This is a genomic window from Mycobacterium sp. SMC-4 (assembly GCF_025263265.1).
In the GTDB taxonomy this organism is placed as follows: domain Bacteria; phylum Actinomycetota; class Actinomycetes; order Mycobacteriales; family Mycobacteriaceae; genus Mycobacterium.
Genome location: NZ_CP079869.1, coordinates 3,226,834 through 3,246,503 on the forward strand (window position 1 = coordinate 3,226,834; position 19,670 = coordinate 3,246,503).

Annotated in this window: 15 protein-coding genes and 1 pseudogene; 5 read left to right on the forward strand and 11 right to left on the reverse strand. The window is 66.3% G+C overall.

Translation table 11 applies throughout. The features are described from left to right. Positions 1-17: 17 nt before the first annotated feature. Positions 18-935: an NADP-dependent oxidoreductase gene (locus KXD98_RS15380; RefSeq protein ID WP_260759246.1), complete on the forward strand. Its 918-nt coding sequence runs from the start codon at positions 18-20 to the stop codon at positions 933-935. Between the two features lie 161 nt (positions 936-1,096). Continuing rightward, positions 1,097-1,768 (forward strand): GntR family transcriptional regulator, encoded by a 672-nt coding sequence (locus KXD98_RS15385; protein ID WP_260759247.1) that lies wholly within the window; start codon positions 1,097-1,099, stop codon positions 1,766-1,768. 113 nt (positions 1,769-1,881) lie between these two features. Here the strand turns inward: KXD98_RS15385 and KXD98_RS15390 are convergent, their stop codons facing one another. The 3 genes and pseudogenes from KXD98_RS15390 to KXD98_RS28560 all read right to left on the reverse strand — a co-directional run. Next, positions 1,882-2,814, reverse strand: a complete 933-nt coding sequence (locus tag KXD98_RS15390) for a DUF5996 family protein (RefSeq protein ID WP_260759248.1) — start codon at positions 2,812-2,814, stop codon at positions 1,882-1,884. A gap of 90 nt (positions 2,815-2,904) precedes the next feature. Next, positions 2,905-3,312: a hypothetical protein gene (locus KXD98_RS15395; protein ID WP_260759249.1), complete on the reverse strand. Its 408-nt coding sequence runs from the start codon at positions 3,310-3,312 to the stop codon at positions 2,905-2,907. 62 nt (positions 3,313-3,374) lie between these two features. After that, positions 3,375-3,677, reverse strand: a pseudogene (locus KXD98_RS28560) (hypothetical protein); the annotation flags it as partial. A gap of 240 nt (positions 3,678-3,917) precedes the next feature. Between KXD98_RS28560 and KXD98_RS15400 the strand changes: the two are divergent. Then, positions 3,918-5,216: a glutaminase gene (locus KXD98_RS15400; RefSeq protein WP_260759250.1), complete on the forward strand. Its 1,299-nt coding sequence runs from the start codon at positions 3,918-3,920 to the stop codon at positions 5,214-5,216. Between the two features lie 31 nt (positions 5,217-5,247). On the opposite strand, the gene KXD98_RS15405 is transcribed toward KXD98_RS15400, so the two are convergent. Next, positions 5,248-12,084 (reverse strand): Calx-beta domain-containing protein, encoded by a 6,837-nt coding sequence (locus tag KXD98_RS15405; protein ID WP_260759252.1) that lies wholly within the window; start codon positions 12,082-12,084, stop codon positions 5,248-5,250. Between the two features lie 564 nt (positions 12,085-12,648). Between KXD98_RS15405 and KXD98_RS15410 the strand changes: the two genes are divergently transcribed. Next, complete coding sequence (locus KXD98_RS15410; RefSeq protein WP_260759253.1) at positions 12,649-13,380, forward strand: type 1 glutamine amidotransferase; 732 nt, start codon at positions 12,649-12,651, stop codon at positions 13,378-13,380. Here KXD98_RS15410 and KXD98_RS15415 read toward each other — a convergent pair. Then, on the reverse strand, positions 13,350-14,714 hold the full coding sequence (locus tag KXD98_RS15415) for a TIGR01777 family oxidoreductase (protein ID WP_260759254.1): 1,365 nt from the start codon (positions 14,712-14,714) through the stop codon (positions 13,350-13,352). The genes KXD98_RS15410 and KXD98_RS15415 overlap by 31 nt on opposite strands. A gap of 109 nt (positions 14,715-14,823) precedes the next feature. Here KXD98_RS15415 and KXD98_RS15420 point away from each other — a divergent pair, with 109 nt between their 5' ends. After that, a complete protein-coding gene (locus tag KXD98_RS15420; RefSeq protein WP_260759255.1) occupies positions 14,824-15,519 on the forward strand; it encodes a phosphoribosyltransferase in 696 nt (231 codons plus the stop codon). A gap of 7 nt (positions 15,520-15,526) precedes the next feature. Here the strand turns inward: KXD98_RS15420 and KXD98_RS15425 are convergent, their stop codons facing one another. The 6 genes from KXD98_RS15425 to pgeF form a co-directional block, all read right to left on the reverse strand. Next, positions 15,527-15,976 carry a phage holin family protein gene (locus KXD98_RS15425; RefSeq protein WP_260759256.1) on the reverse strand — a complete coding sequence of 150 codons (450 nt, stop codon included), beginning with the start codon at positions 15,974-15,976 and terminating at the stop codon, positions 15,527-15,529. Positions 15,977-16,006: 30 nt separating this feature from the next. Then, on the reverse strand, positions 16,007-16,816 hold the full coding sequence (locus KXD98_RS15430; RefSeq protein ID WP_260759257.1) for a DivIVA domain-containing protein: 810 nt from the start codon (positions 16,814-16,816) through the stop codon (positions 16,007-16,009). A gap of 225 nt (positions 16,817-17,041) precedes the next feature. Further along, positions 17,042-17,332, reverse strand: a complete 291-nt coding sequence (locus tag KXD98_RS15435; protein WP_260765213.1) for a YggT family protein — start codon at positions 17,330-17,332, stop codon at positions 17,042-17,044. Between the two features lie 100 nt (positions 17,333-17,432). Continuing rightward, positions 17,433-18,080, reverse strand: coding sequence for a cell division protein SepF (locus KXD98_RS15440; RefSeq protein ID WP_260759258.1), 648 nt, complete (start codon positions 18,078-18,080; stop codon positions 17,433-17,435). After that, positions 18,077-18,913: a YggS family pyridoxal phosphate-dependent enzyme gene (locus tag KXD98_RS15445; RefSeq protein WP_260759259.1), complete on the reverse strand. Its 837-nt coding sequence runs from the start codon at positions 18,911-18,913 to the stop codon at positions 18,077-18,079. The genes KXD98_RS15440 and KXD98_RS15445 overlap by 4 nt, the downstream gene beginning before the upstream one ends. Further along, complete coding sequence (gene pgeF, locus KXD98_RS15450; protein WP_260759260.1) at positions 18,910-19,659, reverse strand: peptidoglycan editing factor PgeF; 750 nt, start codon at positions 19,657-19,659, stop codon at positions 18,910-18,912. Before pgeF ends, KXD98_RS15445 begins: the two co-directional genes overlap by 4 nt. Positions 19,660-19,670: the final 11 nt, after the last annotated feature.

Consider the following 19,670-nt stretch of genomic DNA (forward strand, 5'->3'; position numbering starts at 1 on the left):
AAGCGAATGACGCAAAGATGGCGCGCACAATCCAATTCAGCGAGTACGGCACTTCCGAAGTGCTCCGCGTGGTCGATGCTCCGGTTCCCACCGCTGGGCCCGGGCAAGTGCGGGTTGCGGTGCGCGCAGCCGGCGTCAACCCCATCGATGCGAAGATCATGCAGGGTTTCATGCGCGAGGTGGTGCCACTCGAGTTACCGGCCGGGCTCGGATCGGATGTGGCCGGGGTTGTCGATCAGGTCGGCGCCGGCGTCACCGCGTTCGGCGTTGGCGATGAGGTCATGGGGAGTTCACTGACACCCGCGATATCCGAGTACGCACTGGCGGACTCGGCCAACCTGATCACCAAACCAGCTGAGATCGCCTGGGAGGTGGCTGGCAGCGTCGCTGGTGCGGGCGGCACCGCTTGGTCTGTCCTCGACCGTCTGCGGATTCGGGCGGGCGAAACCCTGCTCGTCCACGCCGCCGCCGGCGGGGTGGGCACGTTCGCGGTTCAGCTCGCTGTCGCACGGGGCGCACGGGTGATCGGCACGGCCAGCGAACGAAACTTCGACTACCTGGAATCCATCGGCGCCGAGCCGGTCCGCTACGGCGACGGACTTGGCGACCGCGTCCGCGCCATGACACCCAACGGGGTGGACGCCGTGCTGGACGCATCCGGCCGCGGCGAGATCCCGCTCTCGATCAAACTTGCCGGCGGCCCCCAGCGGGTACTGACTTTGGTCGCATTCGACGCCGCCGACAGCGGAATTCAGATCTTCGTCGGAGGAACCGGCGATGATCGTGGTCCTGCCCTGCGCGAGATCGTCGCGCTCATCGAGGGCGGATCGCTCACCGTCCCGATCTGGCGCGCATTCCCGTTGGCCGAGACCGCCGCTGCCCTGCAGATCAGCATGGCTGCCCACCTCCGCGGCAAGATCGTGGTATTGCCGTAATCTGCGCGCGCAAGCTGCGTTGGTCGCCGTGTGCAGCCGTGCGCCCGACCCGGCGATCACCATGCCGATGAAACGACGCACCGGTGGTCAATAGCGTTAAATACCAACAATTTCGATATGCTACACACTTCATCCACTATCTGAGGCAGGAGTTGGCCGCTGTGACTCGGACCGCAGAGGTGTATGACGTGATCCTCGCCGAGCTGCTCGATGGACAGCTCGCCCCGGGTCAGAAACTCCCACTCGTCGCGATCGCCGCGCGTTTCGGAGTGAGTCAGTCCGTGATTCGCGAGGCGCTGACCCGGCTTGCCGAGCAGGGCTTCGTTGTCGCGACACCGCAACGCGGGTTCAGAGTGCGCGAACTGTCCGTCGAAGACATCCAGTGCCTGACCGAAGCCCGCGTACAGACGGAGACGGCTGCGCTGCGACTGGCGATCACGCGCGGCGACGTGCATTGGGAGGCAGGCGTCCTCACCTCGCATCACCTGCTGGATCAGACACCGTTCTTCAACGACGACCACACCGTCAACGAGGAGTGGAATACCCGGCACCGCGAGTTCCACCGCGCATTGCTGGCCGGGTGCAAAAACCCCTGGCTGGACAGAATCGCACAGGCGATGCGCGACAACGCCGAGCTCTATCGACGCTGGTACCTGGTGTTGGCCGAAGGCCAGCCGCACAATTTCGCGATCGAGCACGACCAGCTCAAAGACCTTGCGCTGGCCCGAGATGCCGACGCCGCGGTCGCGCAGCTCACCGAACACATCGAGCGGGCACCGCGCGAGTTGATCGCGCACGCGACCGAGCACGGAATCGACGACTTCGGTGGCTGACGCGAGCCGCCAGAGCGCTCCCCTACGGCTCCCAATCCCCCACAGCCGCGCGACCGTACACCTCGATCACTCGCTGCGACAGGCTGATTGCCGTAGACACCTGGACAATGCTCTCATCGGGTCGACCACCGGTTCGGATCGATCTCCAGCATGTCACGGTCCCAGCCAGCCAGATCGGCGGCCGCACGGTAGGTGAACTCGAGGAAGTCCAGCACGCACTGATCGGGATCGCGCGACGTGCGCGCAGTCTCGTAAGGAAGAAGGTACTGGCGCAATTCGGGATGGTAGAAGGCTCCCTCAGGACGCCCGGCAACATCGGCATAGCCCGCAGGCTCAGGATAGGCGTACGAGTAGAACGCGCCTTCGTCTGCGCCACCGGGCCAGAATCCGCAGCTGCTCAGCTCGTGCGAATAGCCCTCCACCATGACCCAGTCGCCACAGTTCGGTGCACCCCCCGGGTGCGGAGGCGCCGGCCGACCAGAGAACCGGCTGCAGGCCAAATCAAAAGAGCCCCAGAAGAAATGGACCGGACTGACCTTGCCGACGAATCGGGAGCGGAACTGGCTGATCACCCGGTCGGCCTGCACGAGCTGTTGCCAGAATGCTCCCGCCGCGGAGGGGTCGTAGCCCGCATGTTGGTCCTCGGCGAATGGAATGGCCGGATCCACCTCGTTGGGTCCGTCCGAGATCCGCGCCACGACACCCAGCCGGTCCAACATTGCCATCATGTCGCCGTGGAACTGGGCCACTGACTTGTCTGGCAATTCCATGGAATCAGCACTACCGTCACTCACCCGCACCGCGAGGCAGTGGTCGACGAAGTCGAACTCGATGTCGAAAACACGCGTGCCTACCGGAATCGCCGACGTGGTGAGCCCGCGCGGTGTCACGTACAACGGTACTTGCCACCAATGATTCAGCATCGGAGCGTGGGCCAAGCGCACCTTGCCGACAATCTGGGTCCACATGTGCAACGTTCGGCGCGTCGGCTCCCAATCGTCGACGCGCAGAGACGGCCAGTTGCCGTCGGCAAGAGAACGGGTCATGTCAGCCTTTCAATCGGTGGGCCGCAGTGAACATACTGCGGCCCGATCCGCGGATCTAGCATCGTCTGCCCTGCTCGTCGGCTACCCCGCCTATCCCGCAGGCACGGTCACACGGTATGGGAAATAGAGGCGACCGGAGGCGACATTCGCTGGCGCCACCACGACCTGCCTGGAACCGTCTCGAAATTGGGCGACATCGTGACCAGATATGCCCTGGAACTGGACCTGCAGGACGCGCGGTTGACTCCACTCTCCGTTGACCCCGAACTGGACGTCACCCATCACGGTGTGAAACATCGCGCCGCGGGCGTACTCCGACAGTTCGGCGTCATCAAGACCACCGGTCGCTTCGACGGCTTGGGCGACGACCTGCAGCTGGGCATAGGCCAGCGGCGCCATGTAGTGCCCGAGCAGGTCGACGCCTGCGTCAGCGGCGCGACTCTGGTACGTGGCGAGCAACTCCTGAACACCCGGAAACGCCATCGCGGGTACCGGCACCCAGTATTCGTAGTCACGAATCCGTTGAGCAGGGACCCGAGCGCCGCTTTCACTGCGGTGTTCTGAAGCCCGATCATGGCACCACCGACCAACGTCGGGCGGTACCGGTGTGCACTGATGGTGCGTACCAGACTGACCGAGTCGTCCAGGTAGGAGCAGAGGAAGAGCACGTCGCAACTACTGTCGGCGACGGCATCGATGACCGGCACGAAGTCCTCGGTGTCTAGTGAATATGTTCGCTCGTACCCGATCTCGATGTGGTAGTTTCCCGCGTTGGCCTTGGCCCCGAGGACGGGATTGCGGGAGAACGATTGCACTGGGGACCGGGCCGGCACGGACCGGGCCACAACCTGTTCACTTATCATTGGGATCCCGATGGCAACACCGTTGAACTGTTCACCCAACTAGACGTCATTCACGACGAGTCCACGGGATATTTCGAACCCCGTCCCTGGCATCAGCAGAACCCGCAGTACCCGCGGACCTGGGAGGTCGACATAGCCACGATCAACATGTGGGGCCCGGTCGATGAAGCGGAACTCCAACGTTGACCGACCAGACCAGGGGCCGTCATTTCCCGGCCCGCGTTGCGCGCAAGGAGTGGCATGCTCTCACCGATTCCTGACTACCTGACCGAACAGCTCTCAGCCGTCGCGTCGCAGACCTCCGGCGCGCCGGCGGACTACATTCCCGAACTCGCCTCGGCCGACCCCGAACGTCTCGGTGCCGCCTTCGCCATGGTCGACGGAGCGATCTACGGCGCCGGCGATATCGACGTCGAGTTCACGATCCAATCGATCTCCAAGCCGTTCGCCTACGCGCTGGCCCTCACCGACCGAGGTTTCGACGCGGTGCTGGCCAAAGTCGGTGTCGAACCGTCGGGCGAGGCGTTCAACGAGCTGTCCCTGGAAGGCGGTTCGGGACGCCCGCTCAACCCGATGATCAACGCCGGTGCCCTCACCACCCACGCGCTGGCAGGGCCCGAGGGTCTGGATGCGCGGCAGCGACTGGAACGTGTCGTCGAGGGTCTTTCGGCGTTTGCCGGTCGCCGGTTGGCGATCGATGAATCGGTGTGTGCCTCGGAAATGGCGCACGCGCACCGCAATCTGGCCATCGCCCACATGCTCCGTAGCTACGACATCCTCACCGAGGACCCAGCCTCGGTCGTCGACGGTTACACCCGGCAGTGCTCCCTACGTGTCACCGCGCGCGACTTGGCGATAATGGCAGCGACATTGGCCAACCATGGCGTCAATCCGCTCTCCGGCGAGCGGGTGGTTCCCGAGCCCGTCGTTCGTCAGGTTCTGAGTGTCATGTCCACCTGCGGTATGTATGACGCTGCCGGCGACTGGGCGACCCAGGTCGGCATCCCCGCCAAGAGCGGTGTGGCCGGGGGCCTGATCGGCGCCCTTCCCGGTCAGATCGGGATCGCCACGTTCTCACCACGATTGGACTCCCACGGCAACAGTGTTCGCGGTGTGGCACTGTTCGGGCGGTTCTCCTCCGACATGGGTCTGCATGTGATGGAAGTTCCCGCCGCCGCCCGTGCGGTTGTGCGGTCCAATCACGTCACGGGCGCCGGACCGGAGGCAGTCAGGGTCTTCCAGTTGCAGGGCGGGATCCGATTCGCCGGCGCGGAGCGGGTGGTTCGAGAGGTCGCAGCGACCGCGCCGGTGGAAGTCAGGGTGGCGCTGGACCTCACGATGGTGTACTCGATCGACGACGTCGCCCGTCGCATCCTGCTGGAAATCGTCCGGCGGCTCAGCCTCGAAGGTCGCGACGTCTACCTGATCGACCCGGAATCCCTCGTCCCAGACCCCGACCCGGGCACCGGCGGACGGGTGACGGTGATCAGCCATGTCACACAACTCGGCGGTACCGTCGCACAGGCTGACCGCGGATAACCATCAACGAAGCGTCAGTCGCCTTCCTACCTCAGGTCAGCGCGCGATCGACGATGGTACCGATTCCGGTGGCACCGACGATCGCCGCGCCGGACGGATTCGACAACGTGACGATGAAGGTCTCGTCGTCCTCGACGATCATGTCCCCGAACACCAGGACGGTGATCGTCTTACTGGTCTCACCCGGCAGGAAGGTCAAGGTTCCTGCCGTCGCCGCGAAATCGGCACCACTGGTCGCGGTCGCGCTGGAGGTCGCGTACTGCACCGTGACAGGATGGGTCGCCGGGCCGGCCAGCGTGACCACGAAGTGGGCCAGCACCCCGGCGCCGCCGTCGGCGAAGTCGAACTGCAGGGCCTGCAGATAAGCCATCTTGTGCGTATTGACGGTGTTCCAGTCGTTGGCCAGGATCCCGCCTGTGTCACTGGAATTCGGGTTCCACGACCAGAAGGTCCAGGACATGTCCTCGGTTCCGGCGACGATGTCGATGATGCCGTCATTGTCGAAGTCACCGGACAGATACGAGGTGATCGCCTCGAACCAGACCAGGTCTTTGGGATCGGCGAGCCGGGTGCCGAACTCGCCGAGATAGATCGGGGCGATGTTCTGCTCGTAGATGAAGCCCCACATCTGCTGGAACTTCTGCGGCAGCGCGGTCCCGAAATCCGGGGCCTGGAACCACGGCTGGTTGTACACCGAGTTCGGGTAGTCATGCGGCGAGTAGACGACCCGGTTCGGGACGTCCAGCACGATGGGCCGATCTCTGACACCCATCAGATTTCCGCCCCACCAGTAGTGCTGACCCTGATATTCGGCGACACCTTCGACGAAGATCAGCCAGTTCGGGTTCACCGCCAGCACCGCATTGCCCGCCCGTTCGGCCGCAGCCGCCCAGTCCGTGGCTCCCCCGCCACCCCAGGTCCCGGCGTGCGGTTCGTTGTGCAGATCGGCACCGATGACCGTCGGGTCGTTCAGATATCGCTGCGCCAGCATGGTCCAGTTGTCGATCCATGTGGCTTCGGTGTACTGCCCCTCGTACCACAGGCCGTTGGCGTTCGGGCCCGCGCCGGCGCTGCTGCGGTGGTGATCGAGGATGACCCGCATTCCGATCTCACCGGCGTACCCGATGATCTTGTCCATGAGCTGCAGCGGCGACAGTCCGACCAGGTCGGGATTCTTGTGGAAGTCGATGCCCGACGGTGCCGCGGTGGGGTGCAACATCTGGCTGGAGTAGGCGAGCCGGATGGTGTTGAAGCCCAGCTCCTTCATCTGGTCCATCATGTCCTGATAATTTCGGGTCCACAGGCCGTGCGGCGCGAAGATGTCGCTCTCGAATCCGAACCAGTTCACGCCGGCGATCTGCACGGGATTGCCCGCCGAATCCACGATCTGGTTGCCGGAGGTGCTGAACCAACCGGGGGCCACGCCAGTGCCCGGCGCGCCTTCGGTGACCGAGGTATCCGAGATGCTCAGCGACACGTTCCCGGGAATGACGAAGTCGTCGTTGAGAATGGTCCCGGTGGCCGACCCGCCCGCGATGGTCGCACCGATCGGGTTCGACAGGGTCAGCGTGAACGTCTCGTCGGCTTCGACGTCGGTGTCGCCGAGGACCGAGATCTGGATCTGTTGGGAGAGCACACCCGGGGCGAACGTGATGGCGCCGGCCTTGGCGAGGTAGTCCACGCCGGCCGATGCGGTGCCGTCCGACGTCGCATAGCTGATGGTCACCGGGTCGGCCGAGCCTTTGGAGAGCGTGACGACAAACGTCATCTGCGTCATGCCGTTGTCGCCTTCGTCCACCACGGCGTCACCGATCGATATCTGCGGTGGTGGTGCCGCGCCAGCTGGTTGCCCGTTGACCACGAAATTGGTGGCTGTCGCCGCCGAACCGCCCGGTGATGCCTGGAATCCGAAGCTGACGGTCGCCCCGGCGGCCACGGTGGCATTCCAAGAAGCATTGCGTACCACGTAGTGGTCGCCGACCCGACTGACGATCTCGGCGTTCCAGATATTGCCGATCTGCACCGGGGTGTCGAATTCCACTGTCCAGCCGCTGAATCCGGAGGCGCCCGCCGCCACCGTGACGGTTGCGGTGAAGCCTGATCCCCAGTTGTCGTTGATGACCAGGGTGGCCGACGAGTCGCCCGGTGTCGGCGCGGCGACGTCGTCGTTGACGATGGTGCCGACCGCGATACCGTCGGCGATGGTCACCCCGTCCGGGTTCGACAGCGTCAGCATGAACGTCTCGTCGGCTTCGACCTCGGTGTCGCCGAGGATCGGCACGGTGATCTGCTGGGTCAGCACACCGGCAGCGAACGTCAGCACACCCGTGGTCGCGAGGAAATCACTGCCCGCCGTGGCGGTCCCGTTCGACGTTGCGTAGGCCACGCGTACCGGCGTCGCCGACGCCTTGTCCAGCGTCACCACGAACACCATGTTGGTGGTGCCGGTGTCGGACTCGACGACGCTGGCATCGGCCACCGTCACCTTCGGCAGCGACGGGATGGGGTTACCGCCGACTGGGATACCGTTGACCACAAAGTTGGTCGCCGCCGTCGTTGCGCCGACGGTACCGGCCTGGAAGCCGAATTCGACCCGCTGTCCCGCGGCGACGGTGCCGTTCCAGGCTGCATTGCGCACCACGTAATGATCGCCGCTGTGGCTGACGATCTCGGCGTTCCAGATGTTGGTAATCCTTGCCGGGGAGTCGAACTCCACCGTCCAGCCGTTCATGCCTGCCGGCCCGGCGGTGATGGTGACCGCCGCGACGAACCCGGTCCCCCAGTTGTCGTTGACGACGTAGGACACCGACCCGGCACCGGGTTGCGGTGCGGGGCCAGCGTCGTCGTCGACGATGGTGCCGATCGCGGTCGCGTCGGCCAGCGTCGCACCCGTCGGGTTGGACAGTGTGACGGTGAAGCGTTCGTCGGCCTCGCTGTAGGTGTCGCCGTTGACCATCACGTGCACCTGCTGAATGGTCACCCCGGGCGCGAAGGTGAGGGTGCCCGACACGGGGATGTAGTCGCTGCCGGCGGTCGCGGTGCCGTTGGAGGTGTTGTAGGTCACCGTCACCGTGGAGGTCGACGCCTTGCTCAGCGACACCACGAACACCGCGTGTGTCTGTCCGGTGTCGCCCTCGGTGACCACGACGTCGGCGATGGACAGCGCCGGCGGCGGGCCGGTGATGACGTTGATGGTGCCGTAGTCGTTCCAGACACCACTGAACGCCCCTGCGGGAGCATCGATCCCAGAGGCATTGTTGGTGGCCTGACCGGGAGTTCCCGGGTTGTCGCGGGTGACCGACCACATCGACAGCATGCCGATGCCGTGGACGCGGGCGAAGTCCTCGAGCGCGTGCGCGTCGGCGACGGTGAACACCTCGGTGGTCACGTCGTTGACCCCGATCATCGGTGTGACACCGATTTGATTCCAGCCGAATGCCTGACCGAACTCGGCGTAGAGCGCGCTGAGCTGCGCGTAGGTGGACTCGGCTGCGGCGATGGCATAGGCCCCCATCGTCTTGGCGTTCGGACCCGTTGTCGGAGCTGCTGATTCGCCGTAGTCCATGGCCATGATGTTGACACCGTCGAGCGCGACGCCTGCATACACGGCGGCGCGCACGACGTTGAGACCGTCGACGGTCAGGCCGCTGGGCAGTACCGGCAGGGTGTACCAGATCTCCAGGTCGGGTCGTTGCTGCTGCAACAACCGCAGCGCGTGACTGCCCAGGGTGATTGCGGCAGCGTCGGCGACCGCGGCGCCCTCGATGTCGAAGTCGATGCGGTTGAGGGCATAGCGGTCGACGATGTCGACATAGGCGTCGGCCAGCGCCGCAGCGCTGAGCCCGCGCGCGGCGTACCACTGGGCCAGACTGGTGCCGGCCGCCCCGCCCAACGAGATCATCACGTCGCCGCCGGCGGCCCGCAAGGCCGCGATGGAGGCGTTGATCTGTCGGGCTTGTTCGAACTCGGAGTCCGGCGCCAGCAGGGGCAGTCCGGCCCAGGCGAGCTTGCCGTCCGGCGTGGCCTGCAAGAATCCCAGCGTCAACAGCGACGTACCGTGGGCCTGCGCGATGGCCAGCAGATCCGGCACCGGCCACAGGCCCATGTCGACGTACGGCGCGAAATACGCTTCGCCCCAGAGGGCGTCACCGACATTGCCGGAGTTCTGGCCCGGCTGATCGGGCGCCGCGTCGTCGTCGACGATGGTGCCGATCGCGATGCCGTCGGCGATGATCGCACCGGTCGGGTCGAACAGCGTGACGGTGAACGTCTCCGCCGGTTCGGGAGCGGTGTCACCGATGACGTCGACGTGCAGCAGTTGCATCGTCACCCCGGGCGCGAACGTGAGCACACCTGAGGTGGCCACGTAGTCGCTTCCGGCCACCGCAGTCCCGTCGCTGGTCACGTAGTGCACGGTCACGGTCTGCGTCGGCGCTTTGTCAAGCGTCACCGCGAACATGAAGTGGCTGTGCTGGCCGTTACCCTCGACCACCGTCAGGTCGGCGATGGATATCGCCGGCGGGGTGTTCGGCGCGGCATCGATATCGTCGTTGACGATCGTGCCCACACCGGTGCCATCGGCGATGGTGGCGTTGACCGGCGCCGACAGAATCAGCGAGAAGTGTTCGTCGAGCTCGACCTTGGTGTCGCCGAGGACGTTCACCGCAACAGTTTTCACGCTCTCGCCCGGCGAGAACGTCAGGATTCCGACGGCTGGGAGGTAGTCACCGTCGGCTACGGTGGCCGTGCCGTTACTGGTGGTGTAGCCCACCGTCACGGTCTCGGTGGACGGACCCGACAACGTCACCAGGAACGACATTGTGGTTGATCCGCTGTTGCCCTCGGCCATACTGGCGTCGCTGACGGTCAGGGTGGGCATTGGCGCCGACGGCACCGCGGCGTAGATCAGGTTGTGCCACTTCGTGCGGGCGCTGTCGTCGAGCGCGATGATGTTGCTTGGCGAGAGGTTTCCGATCAGGACGCCGGTGAGGGTGTAGCTCTGGTTGTTGTTGGTGATCGTGATGCGTGTGGAGCCGTTGAGTTCCTCGACACCGAATTCGTGCGCCTTGAACCACCCGAAGTCCAGCGTGTCGGCAGCGGGGTTGAAGTTGACCGTGGCGTGCGCACCGTAGTTCCATGAGATCTTGGTGGTGACACCCGTTATCCCGGTGGGCGGGGTTCCGCTGCCGGGGGCGACGGGCCAGGAGTCGGTCCCGGCGACCGGCACGTTCTGCGGGCGCACCTGAGAATCGGGCACGCTGCCGATGCCCAGCTGCTGGTGGAGCCGGTCCTCGCGCACCTGCGCGTTGTGAAAAACGAAGTTGCGCACGCCGAGCTGGCCGACGGTGACGCCCTGCAGGACCAGCGCCTGGCCGGTCCCGGCGTTGGAGATCACCACACCTTCGGGCGTGTCGACCATGTACAGCTGCTCGCGCGTGCCGTAGTAGCGGAAGTCGACCACATCGGTGGTCGGGTTGAAAGCGACACGATCGATCTGGCCCACTTCGTGGGAACGCGCGTAGACGGTGTTGGGCGCAGCGGTGATGCCGTGTTCCCATGCCAGCGCGCCCGAGAGGTCCTGGCGCAGATGGTCATTGACGATAGGAGTGAAGCTGTCGACGGTGAGCTGACCCAGCGACACTCCCCGGATGACGGCGGTCTGCCCCGACCATGGATTGCGGAAGCCGACCCCCTCGGGCGTATCGACGACGATGAAGTTGTGCACCGAGACATCGCCGAAGTCGAGCTTGTCGGCGGCGGGGTCGAACCCCTCGATATCCCCGCCGGTAGTGGTGACCTGATAGAGCCTGCCGACGCCGACATCGGCAGCGACCGCCCGGGCCGCGAGGGTGATCTCCGGCTCGGACAGCATCACCGTCACCGGGACCGCCGCGGTAAGCGGGGTGATCGACCGCAGGTGCACACCGGCGTCCCGCACGCCGATCACGAACGAGTCGGCGCCGGCGGGAATATCGAGGGGGTCGACCCGGTAGGTGAACTGCCCTGACGCGTTGACCTGCACAGTGCCGTAGGCAGGTGCTTTCAGCACCGAGTAGACCAGCCGGTCGCCTTCCGGGTCGACTGCGTCGACCTTCCCGGTGATCGCGCCGTCGAGGATGCGGCTGACCGACGCGACCGCCGCCGTGGGACCTCGGTTGGCCAACAACCTGTCGATCTCGCGCCGGATCGTGCCGAGCACCGCGGTGACGAACTCGAACGCCGGCAGCGGCACGGCTCCGGGACCCGCGGACTGGCCGATCCCGAGCACCGCAAGGAAGCCCGACACCAGGCGACCCAGACCCGTCGTCGCAGCCGCGCCAACCGGCCCCGCGACGTCCGGGGTCGTCTGGGTGTCGACCTTCAGCGCAGTGCTGGTGCTCGTCGACAGTGCCGCGGTCGACGTCGGCTCGTGCGGGGCAGACAAGGGCGTGGTGTGGCGCGCATCTGCCGGAGCAACGGCGGCTTCTGCGCGTCCGCGCGGCGGTGAGTCAATGGCTGCCCTCGACGAGGTGGACTCGCTGCTGCGGACGGAGTCGGTGTCTGCTCGGGTCGCACGGCGCTCGTCGCGGGCGATGCTTTGACGGCGAGCGCGCGGCGCCGGTTCTGCCTGCTCGGCGGGTTCTTCCTCGGATTTCACCTCCACCTCGGGCTCGTCCGACTCGGCGGGCTCGCCAGGTTCGTCGGCTGTCGCGTCCGAACCCGCGGTCGGCTCGGCAGCGGTTCGGGTCGTCGGCGAACGACGCGTGGGCGCGTCGGTGCGGCTGTCGTGTCCTCGCGATGCGCCGACCCGGGAGTCCCGTGCGTTGCTGTCGGACCTGGGTTCCGCCGTGGCGACCGCCGGCCCGGCGATGCCGATTCCCAGCGCCACAGCTAACACACCGACCCGCCCAACGAATCTTCCGTATTCCATCAGCAACGCGCCCCTGCCCATTAGAACCGCCGCGACACCGACGGAAATCTGTCGGCACGGACTTCTTGTTGATCAATTATTGACGAGTACGAAAGCATATAACCTTACCCCGCTGTTGGTCGTCAAGGAATTCGCCAGATACGCCCACATGGGCGGCGCATACGCAAAGAAGCAAACTGTTGGAATGACACTGTGTGCACAAAAACACAGTTTATATAGGTATTCCATGTAATTCTGTACTGCTGAGCGAACTGATATGCCACCGATCGCGCGTGATCGTTCGGGCATCGAGCAGAGCGCAGGCTCGCCCCATTGTCGATTTGCCGAACAAAGCCGCCCAGCATGTCAACGTCTTCGACATCTGATACGAGAAACTCATCAGACTTCGTCGCACGGTCTACATGAAATCACTTCGGCAAACTATGTACATCCTGCAGTGAGTAATCCTGGCTAAGTCAACGAGGCGCCAGCACCCGGGCGCGGTCCGCCTCATGCGTGCCGGCCGCCGGGCACAGCGCAATAATGGCCGCCGTGTGTGGCAAGGTTCTGTTTCTGGTCAACGACCCCATCGCCACCGAGGCGCTGCTGGGCGACGCGTTCGTCGACCACGGATTCGACGTCGACGTGTTCAGCGTCGTCCCGGCAGGACGGGTCGACGATCCCGCCTGGGACCCCAGCTTCCCCGATGTCGGTGACTACGACGTCGTGGTACCACTGGGGGCACGGTGGCCGGTGTACGACGAAGCGCTGACCCGGACCTGGGTGGGAACGCAAACTCAGCTCATGCGCGATGCTGCCGAGGCCGGAATCGCCTTGTTGGGCGTGTGTTTCGGCGGCCAACTGTTGGCACAGGCCTTCGGCGGGACGGTCACCCGCTCACCGCGTCCGGAGATCGGTTGGTACGACGTGCTCAGCGACCGGCCCGAGATCGTCCCCGACGGCCCGTGGTTTCAGTGGCATTTCGACCGCTGGACTGTCCCCCCTGGTGCGATCGAGATCGCCAGGACGCCCAACGCATCGCAGGCCTTCGTGCTCGACCGCGCAATGGGTGTGCAGTTCCATCCCGAAGTCGACACCGCGCTGTTACGGTCCTGGTTGGCTGACGACCGAGACGGAGAGGCAATCGCAGCAGGTCTGGATCACCACCAATTACTCTGTCGAACAGAAGACCTGGCCGCGTCGACGGCGCCGCGGATTCGGGCCTTGGTGTCCGGGTTCTTGACTCACGTCGCGGCCGGTCGGCGGCCCAGCTGATGGGCCAACGCGCCGGCGATCTCGGGCTGGCGAAACGGGTGCCCGAGACCGAGCAGGGTGGCCGGCACCACCCGCTGACTGGCCTCGGCCAGCTCCCGGGCACCCTGCTCCCCCAGCAGCAGGCGGGGTCCGAACGACGGCACCGGCAGGAGCGTCGGTCGACGCAGCACGCCGGACAGCGCAGAGGTGTATTCGGAGTTCCGGATCGGTTCGGGTGCAACAGCATTGACCGCGCCGTCCAGTCGGTCGTCGAACAGTGCGCGGTGATAGATGTCGAGCAGGTCGTCCAGAGCGATCCACGACATCCACTGGCGACCGTCGCCGACCCGACCACCCAGCCCGGCGCTGAACAACGGTCGCAGCAGACGCAGCGTCCCACCGGCCGACGACTGCACGATCCCGGTGCGCACCGTGACCACCCGCAATCCCCCGTCTCGGGCCGGCGTGGTCGCGGCCTCCCAGTCGGTGACCACGTCAGCGAGGAATCCGTTCCCGCGGCTGCTGTCTTCGGTGAGCTGCGTGTCACCACGATTGCTGCCGTAGTACCCGATCGCCGAGGCCCCGACGAATACCCCCGGTCCGTCGGTCGCCGCGGCAGCCACCTCGGCCAGTAGCCGGGTCGGCTCGACGCGGCTGTCGCGGATCTGAGCTCGATGCTCAGCGGTGAACCGACCCGCGATCGACGCCCCGGCCAGATGGACGACGGCGTCGACACCGTCGAGGAGGTCGCGCGCCGGCGACTGTGGAGACCACTGCCGTTCGTCGGGGCCGCCGGCCGGTCCGCGCACCAGCCGAATGACCCGGTGTCCACCGGTGCTCAGAAACGCGCAGAGCGCCGCACCCACCAGCCCTGACGACCCGGTGACGGCCACCACCATCGGCGACATGCCGGCCTGGGCAGCCCTGCGGTGGGCCGCCAGATCGTCGGCGACCTGGCGATGCCGGTACACGAACATCGGCCGCAGCAGGACTGCCGGCACCGCAGCCTCGACATGGTCGTGCATGCGGGTGCGGGTGCCGTCGAGATCATCGAACGTGTGGGTGTGGCGCCAACCGCCGGCCAACCGCACCGGCCACGACACCACACCGTCGGAGGAGAGTTCATCGACGAAGCGGTGCGGCGGTTGATATGCCGACGGGTCGTGGCGCGCGACCCAACGCAAGCCTCCCGGCAGGCGCAGGACCGCGACACCGTCAGCCAGAGACTCGGCTTCGGCCAGCGCCGTCATCGGTTGCCAGGGCGGAGTCAGCCGGTGGATCGCCCCGGGCCGGCTGTGCCAATCCCACACCTGGCCTCGGGGGTGCTCGACGATGCTCTCGAACTCGATCCCCACGGTCCCTCCTGATGTCGTCGGTCGCAGGTTATTCGACGCGCACTCCGGCACGGATTGCCCGTTGCGGTCGCGGGTATCCCCTCGGCAAGGTGGCAGACAGGGTGCACAGGTGAGGACAGGTCGAACACGCACGTATGCGGACCGCCGGGAGGCCGGCCGGGTGGTGGCGTGCGACCTGAGCGGCTATCGCGACCGGGCCCACCATGGTGCTCTGCAGGTGCTGGGACTGGCCCGGGGCGGTGTGCCGGTCGGCTGGGAGGTCGCTGCCGCCCTCGGAGCGCCCCTGGACGTGTGTCTGGTGCGCAAACTCGGCGTGCCCCAGTACCCCGAACTGGCCATGGGCGCCCTGGTCACGGGCGGGGGCGTCGTGCTCAATGACGATCTGCTGGGCCGCTTGGGCCTTGGTGACGCGGAAGTCCAGGCAGCGGTCGAGCGGGAAAGCGTCGAACTGCGCCGGCGCGAACAGGCCTACCGCGGCGGACGCGGCCCCCTGCAGATCAGCGGCCAGACCGTCGTGCTGGTCGACGACGGAATCGCCACGGGAGCCAGCATGACCGCCGCGGTGCGCTCGGTGCGACAGGCCGGCGCCCGGGACGTGGTGGTCGCGGTTCCGGTGGGACCGGTGTCGGTGTGCCGCAGCCTGCGCCGCGAAGCCGACCACGTGGTGTGCTCGACGTCCCCGCCGGAATTCAGTGCTGTCGGCCAGGTGTACGCAGACTTCCACCAGATCAGCGACGACGAGGTACGAGACCTACTGGCCACCCCGCCGGCCACGGCCGGGCCATCGACGAAAATTGTTGACTAGCAGCCGTTCAGGACCTGCGTGCATCCTCGCCGGAGTCATCGGGAGCCTCGCCGGCATCGACGTAGGGCGACACGCTGTCATCGCTGATCGACGGCTCGGAAGCCAAATCAGACGGCTCGCCGTCGGAAGCCAAATCAGACGGCTCGCCGTCGGAAGCCAAATCAGACGGCTCGCCGTCGGAAGCCAGACCAGACGCGACGGGCGCCTCATCGGGATAGTCCTCGACGTAGGTGTCGTCGGCGTAGTTGTCCTGCGGGTAGTCGTCGGCGACCCCGTCACCATCGGCGGATGCGGCGCCACCTCGGGATCGATCACGCAACGCGTCGACGATGAGCAGGACAACTCCGATGACGCTGGCGGCGATACACACCCACGCGATCAGCTCGTTGCTGGTCACCACGGCGGTGACCAGGGCCGCCAACCCGATGACGGCGAGCACAAGGGCCACGATCAGCATGGGCCCACCTTCGGTCCGAGGGGCACGGAACTAGTTGTTGCCCCGGTTGAACTGGTTGAAGCCGCCGTCGTTGCCGGCGCCTGAGTCCACCGGCGCGGCAGACCCACGCTGGCCGAGTTCTTCGAGCTGCGATTCCAGGTAGGTCTTCAAGCGGGTGCGGTACTCACGCTCGAACGTGCGGAGTTGCTCGAGGCGCCCCTCCAGCACGGTGCGCTGCTGGTTGATGGTGCCCATGATCTCGGAGTGCTTACGCTCGGCGTCGGCCTGGAGGGCATCGGCCTTCTCCTGCGCCTGGCGCAGCTGGGTCTCCGAGCGCGTTTGCGCGTCGGCAAGCATCGCCTCGGCGCGCTGGCGAGCGTCGGCCACCGTGGTCTCGGCCGTCTGGCGTGCCTCGGTGACCATCGCATCGGCCTGGGCACGGGCGTCGCTGAGCATCTTGTCCGACTCGGCCTTGGCGCTGCTGGTCAGGCGGTCGGCAGTCTCTTGGGCCAGGCTGAGCACCTTGGCCGCGCGCAGGTGCTGCTCCTCGCTGCTGGCCGCCGGGGCCGCTGCAGGCGCTTCGTACACCGGCTGCGGAGCAGGTGCGGGCTCGGGCTCCGGCTCGTAGGCTGGGATGGTCTGGGTCGGCTGCGCAGCGCCGGCCCCGGACCGGGCGGCGGCGAGCTCCTGATCCAGCTCGGACACGCGCTGACGAAGGTCGCTGTTCTCCTCGATGAGGCGGGACAGCTCGTTCTCTACGAGGTCGAGGAATGCGTCGACCTCGTCCTCGTTGTAGCCGCGCTTACCAATGGGTGGCTTGCTGAACGCGACGTTGTGCACGTCGGCAGGAGTGAGCGGCATCGTCTGCCCCCTTGAAGTCTGGACCGTGAACGATCACAAAGTGTAAAGCCTTACAGGGTCGTAACTGGCGTCCATCCTGTCACACCAGACCCTGGGGTTGCAGACGAGGTTGTGAAATAAGACGGATTTTCAACAATCCCGAGGTGAGCGCGATGCGGCGGAGCTAGGCGCCGACAGCCCGGCCCAGACCGGGCTACTGCAGCATCATCGCAGGTCAGCTGGGTTCTAGAGGGCGGCACTGAATGCCAGCTGCATGCCGATGAAGGCGACCAGCAGCAGCACCATGATCGAGAGGTCGAATCGGATGGCGCCGATGGTCAACGGCGGGATGATGCGCCGCAGCATCCGCACCGGGGGGTCGGTCAGCGTCATGATGATCTCCAGGATCACCACCGTCACCCCGCGCGGATGCCAGTCCCGACTGAACGAGCGGATGAACTCGACCACGACCCGGGCAATCAGCAGCAGCCAGAAAACGAACAGCGCGAAACCCAGGATCTGGAAGAAGAGCCCCAACGGAAGCGACCTCACTCGTAGGCGAATTCATCCCGCCCGCGATCCGCGGCCGGCGCCGCTCAGTGCGACGCCGTCAGCCTACCTGGGGCTGACGCCGCGCTCATTGGTAGGCGTAGAAGCCTGCCTCGGCGATACGGCGCCGCTGCTCGGCGGTCACGTCGACGTCGGCCGGGGAGAGCAGGAAGACCTTGGTGGCGACCTTGTCGAAGGATCCGCGCAGTGCGAACGCCAGCCCGGCGGCGAAGTCGACGAGTCGTTTGGCGTCGGCGTTGTCCATCGATACCAGATCCATGATCACCGGGGTGCCGTCACGGAACCGCTCACCGATGGTGCGGGCCTCGCTGTAGTCCTTGGGACGCAGTGTGGTGATCTTGGCCAACGGGCTGCCGGCCTCGAAGAGTTCGGCCATGCCTCGGGGATCCATCGCCAGTGCCCCCCGGGTGGAGCCCCGAAGACTGCCGAAACGCGGTGGGGTGCGCTCGAATTCGCGCGGACCACGCATCCGCGGCTCGAATCGCGCGTCGTCGAAGCCGCCGGCCAGACCGCCGCGGTAGCCCACGGGCTCGTCGTAGTCGCGGCGATCGTCGTAACCGCGCGCGTACCCCTCGTCCTCGAAGCGTTCGTCGCGGGGACGGCGGTAGCCGCGGGCGGGTGCGGGGGCTCGGTCGTCGTCGTCGTAGTAGTCGTCGTCGTAATCGTCCATCGGAGCCATACCGAAGTAGGCCTTGACCTTATGCAGTGTGCTCATCGTGCGAACCCCTTGTGCGGTGATGAAGTTTCTGTCTTGTCGGTAGACCCGAGAGACTCTGTTGTCTGTGGTGAACGTGTGACTGGTGTGACTGCGGGTGACGTTAGCGGGCGTGGTCCCAATAAAGCGGTACCGACACGCACACAAGTGGAACCGTGTTGGACCGCCGCCTCCAGGTCACCGGACATCCCGGCGGACAGCTCGAGGCGCTGCGGATACCTGCCCTGCACCCGCTGGTGTTCCTGCTGCAACCGGGCGAACGCCGAGTCGGGGTCGGCGCCGATCGGCGGGATCGCCATCAACCCGACGAACCGCAGCCCGCGGTGCTGGTCGGCCGCATCGCACAGGTCATCGATGCGGGCGCTGGCCTCGACGTCCACGCCGCCGCGGTCCTCGTCACCGTCCAGGCTGACCTGAACGAACACATCCAGGGCAGCAGTGCGCGCGCCCTGGTCGAGCGCTTCCGCAGCGGCGCGACCCAGCGCGTCGACGAGCTTGCGACTGTCCACCGAGTGCGCCACGTGCGCCCACTGCGCCACCGAGCGCGCCTTGTTGCGCTGGATCCGCCCGATCATGTGCCAGCGGATCTGGGCTCCCCCGGTCAACGCGTCGACCTCGGCGATCTTGCGGCCGGCCTCCTGATCGCGTGATTCGCCGAATGCACGGCAACCCAGGCGGTGCAGCGTCACCACATCGGAAGCCGGGAAGAATTTCGTGACCGGCAGCAACTCGATGTCGGCCACCGCGCGCCCGGCCGCGGCGGCCGCCCGGGCCAGCCGCGTACGGACGTCGACCAACGCGGCAGCCAGCTGCTGTTCCCGCTCGGCGCTCACCGGCCCGAGTCCTCGACCGGCTCCAGCCAGATCAACGATGCCAGCCGACCCGTCGGATTGTCGCGACGGTGGCTGAACAACGCCTGGTCGGCAACGGTGCACCGCGGGTCGACATCGACCGCGCCGACCCCGAGCGTGCGGAGCTGGGCGGTGATCCCGGCCCGCAGATCCAGTCCCGGCGTGCCCCGGGCAGTGGTGGTGCGGCTTCCCGGCAACGACCGCTCCACCTCGGCTGCCATCTGTTCGGGCACCTCATAGTTGCGACCGCTGACAGCCGGCCCGAGCAGCACCGACACGTCGTCGACCTGCGCGCCGACCGCCACCATCGTTTCCAGTGCCCGCGCCACGATGCCGCGCTGGGCACCGACCCGCCCCGCGTGCACCGCAGCCACCACTCCCGCCCGGGCGTCAGCCATCAACACCGGCACGCAGTCGGCAGTCACCACCGCCAGCGCGACACCAGGTTCGGTGGTCACCAAACCATCTGTGTTGTCGACGGTTTCCGACGTTGCGTCGACGACCTGCACATGTGCACTGTGCACCTGGTTCATCCACACGATCCGGGCAGCACCACCCTCGCGACCGTCCCCGCGACCGAGCTTCAGCGCCGTCGCCAACCGGTGGCGGTTGGCTGCCACCGCGGCCGGATCGTCCCCGACGTGGTCACCCAGGTTGAAGGCGTCGTACGGAGGCTTGGAGACCCCGCCGGCGCGGGTCGTCGTCACACGGCGCACACGGAATCGCACGCTGCGACCGT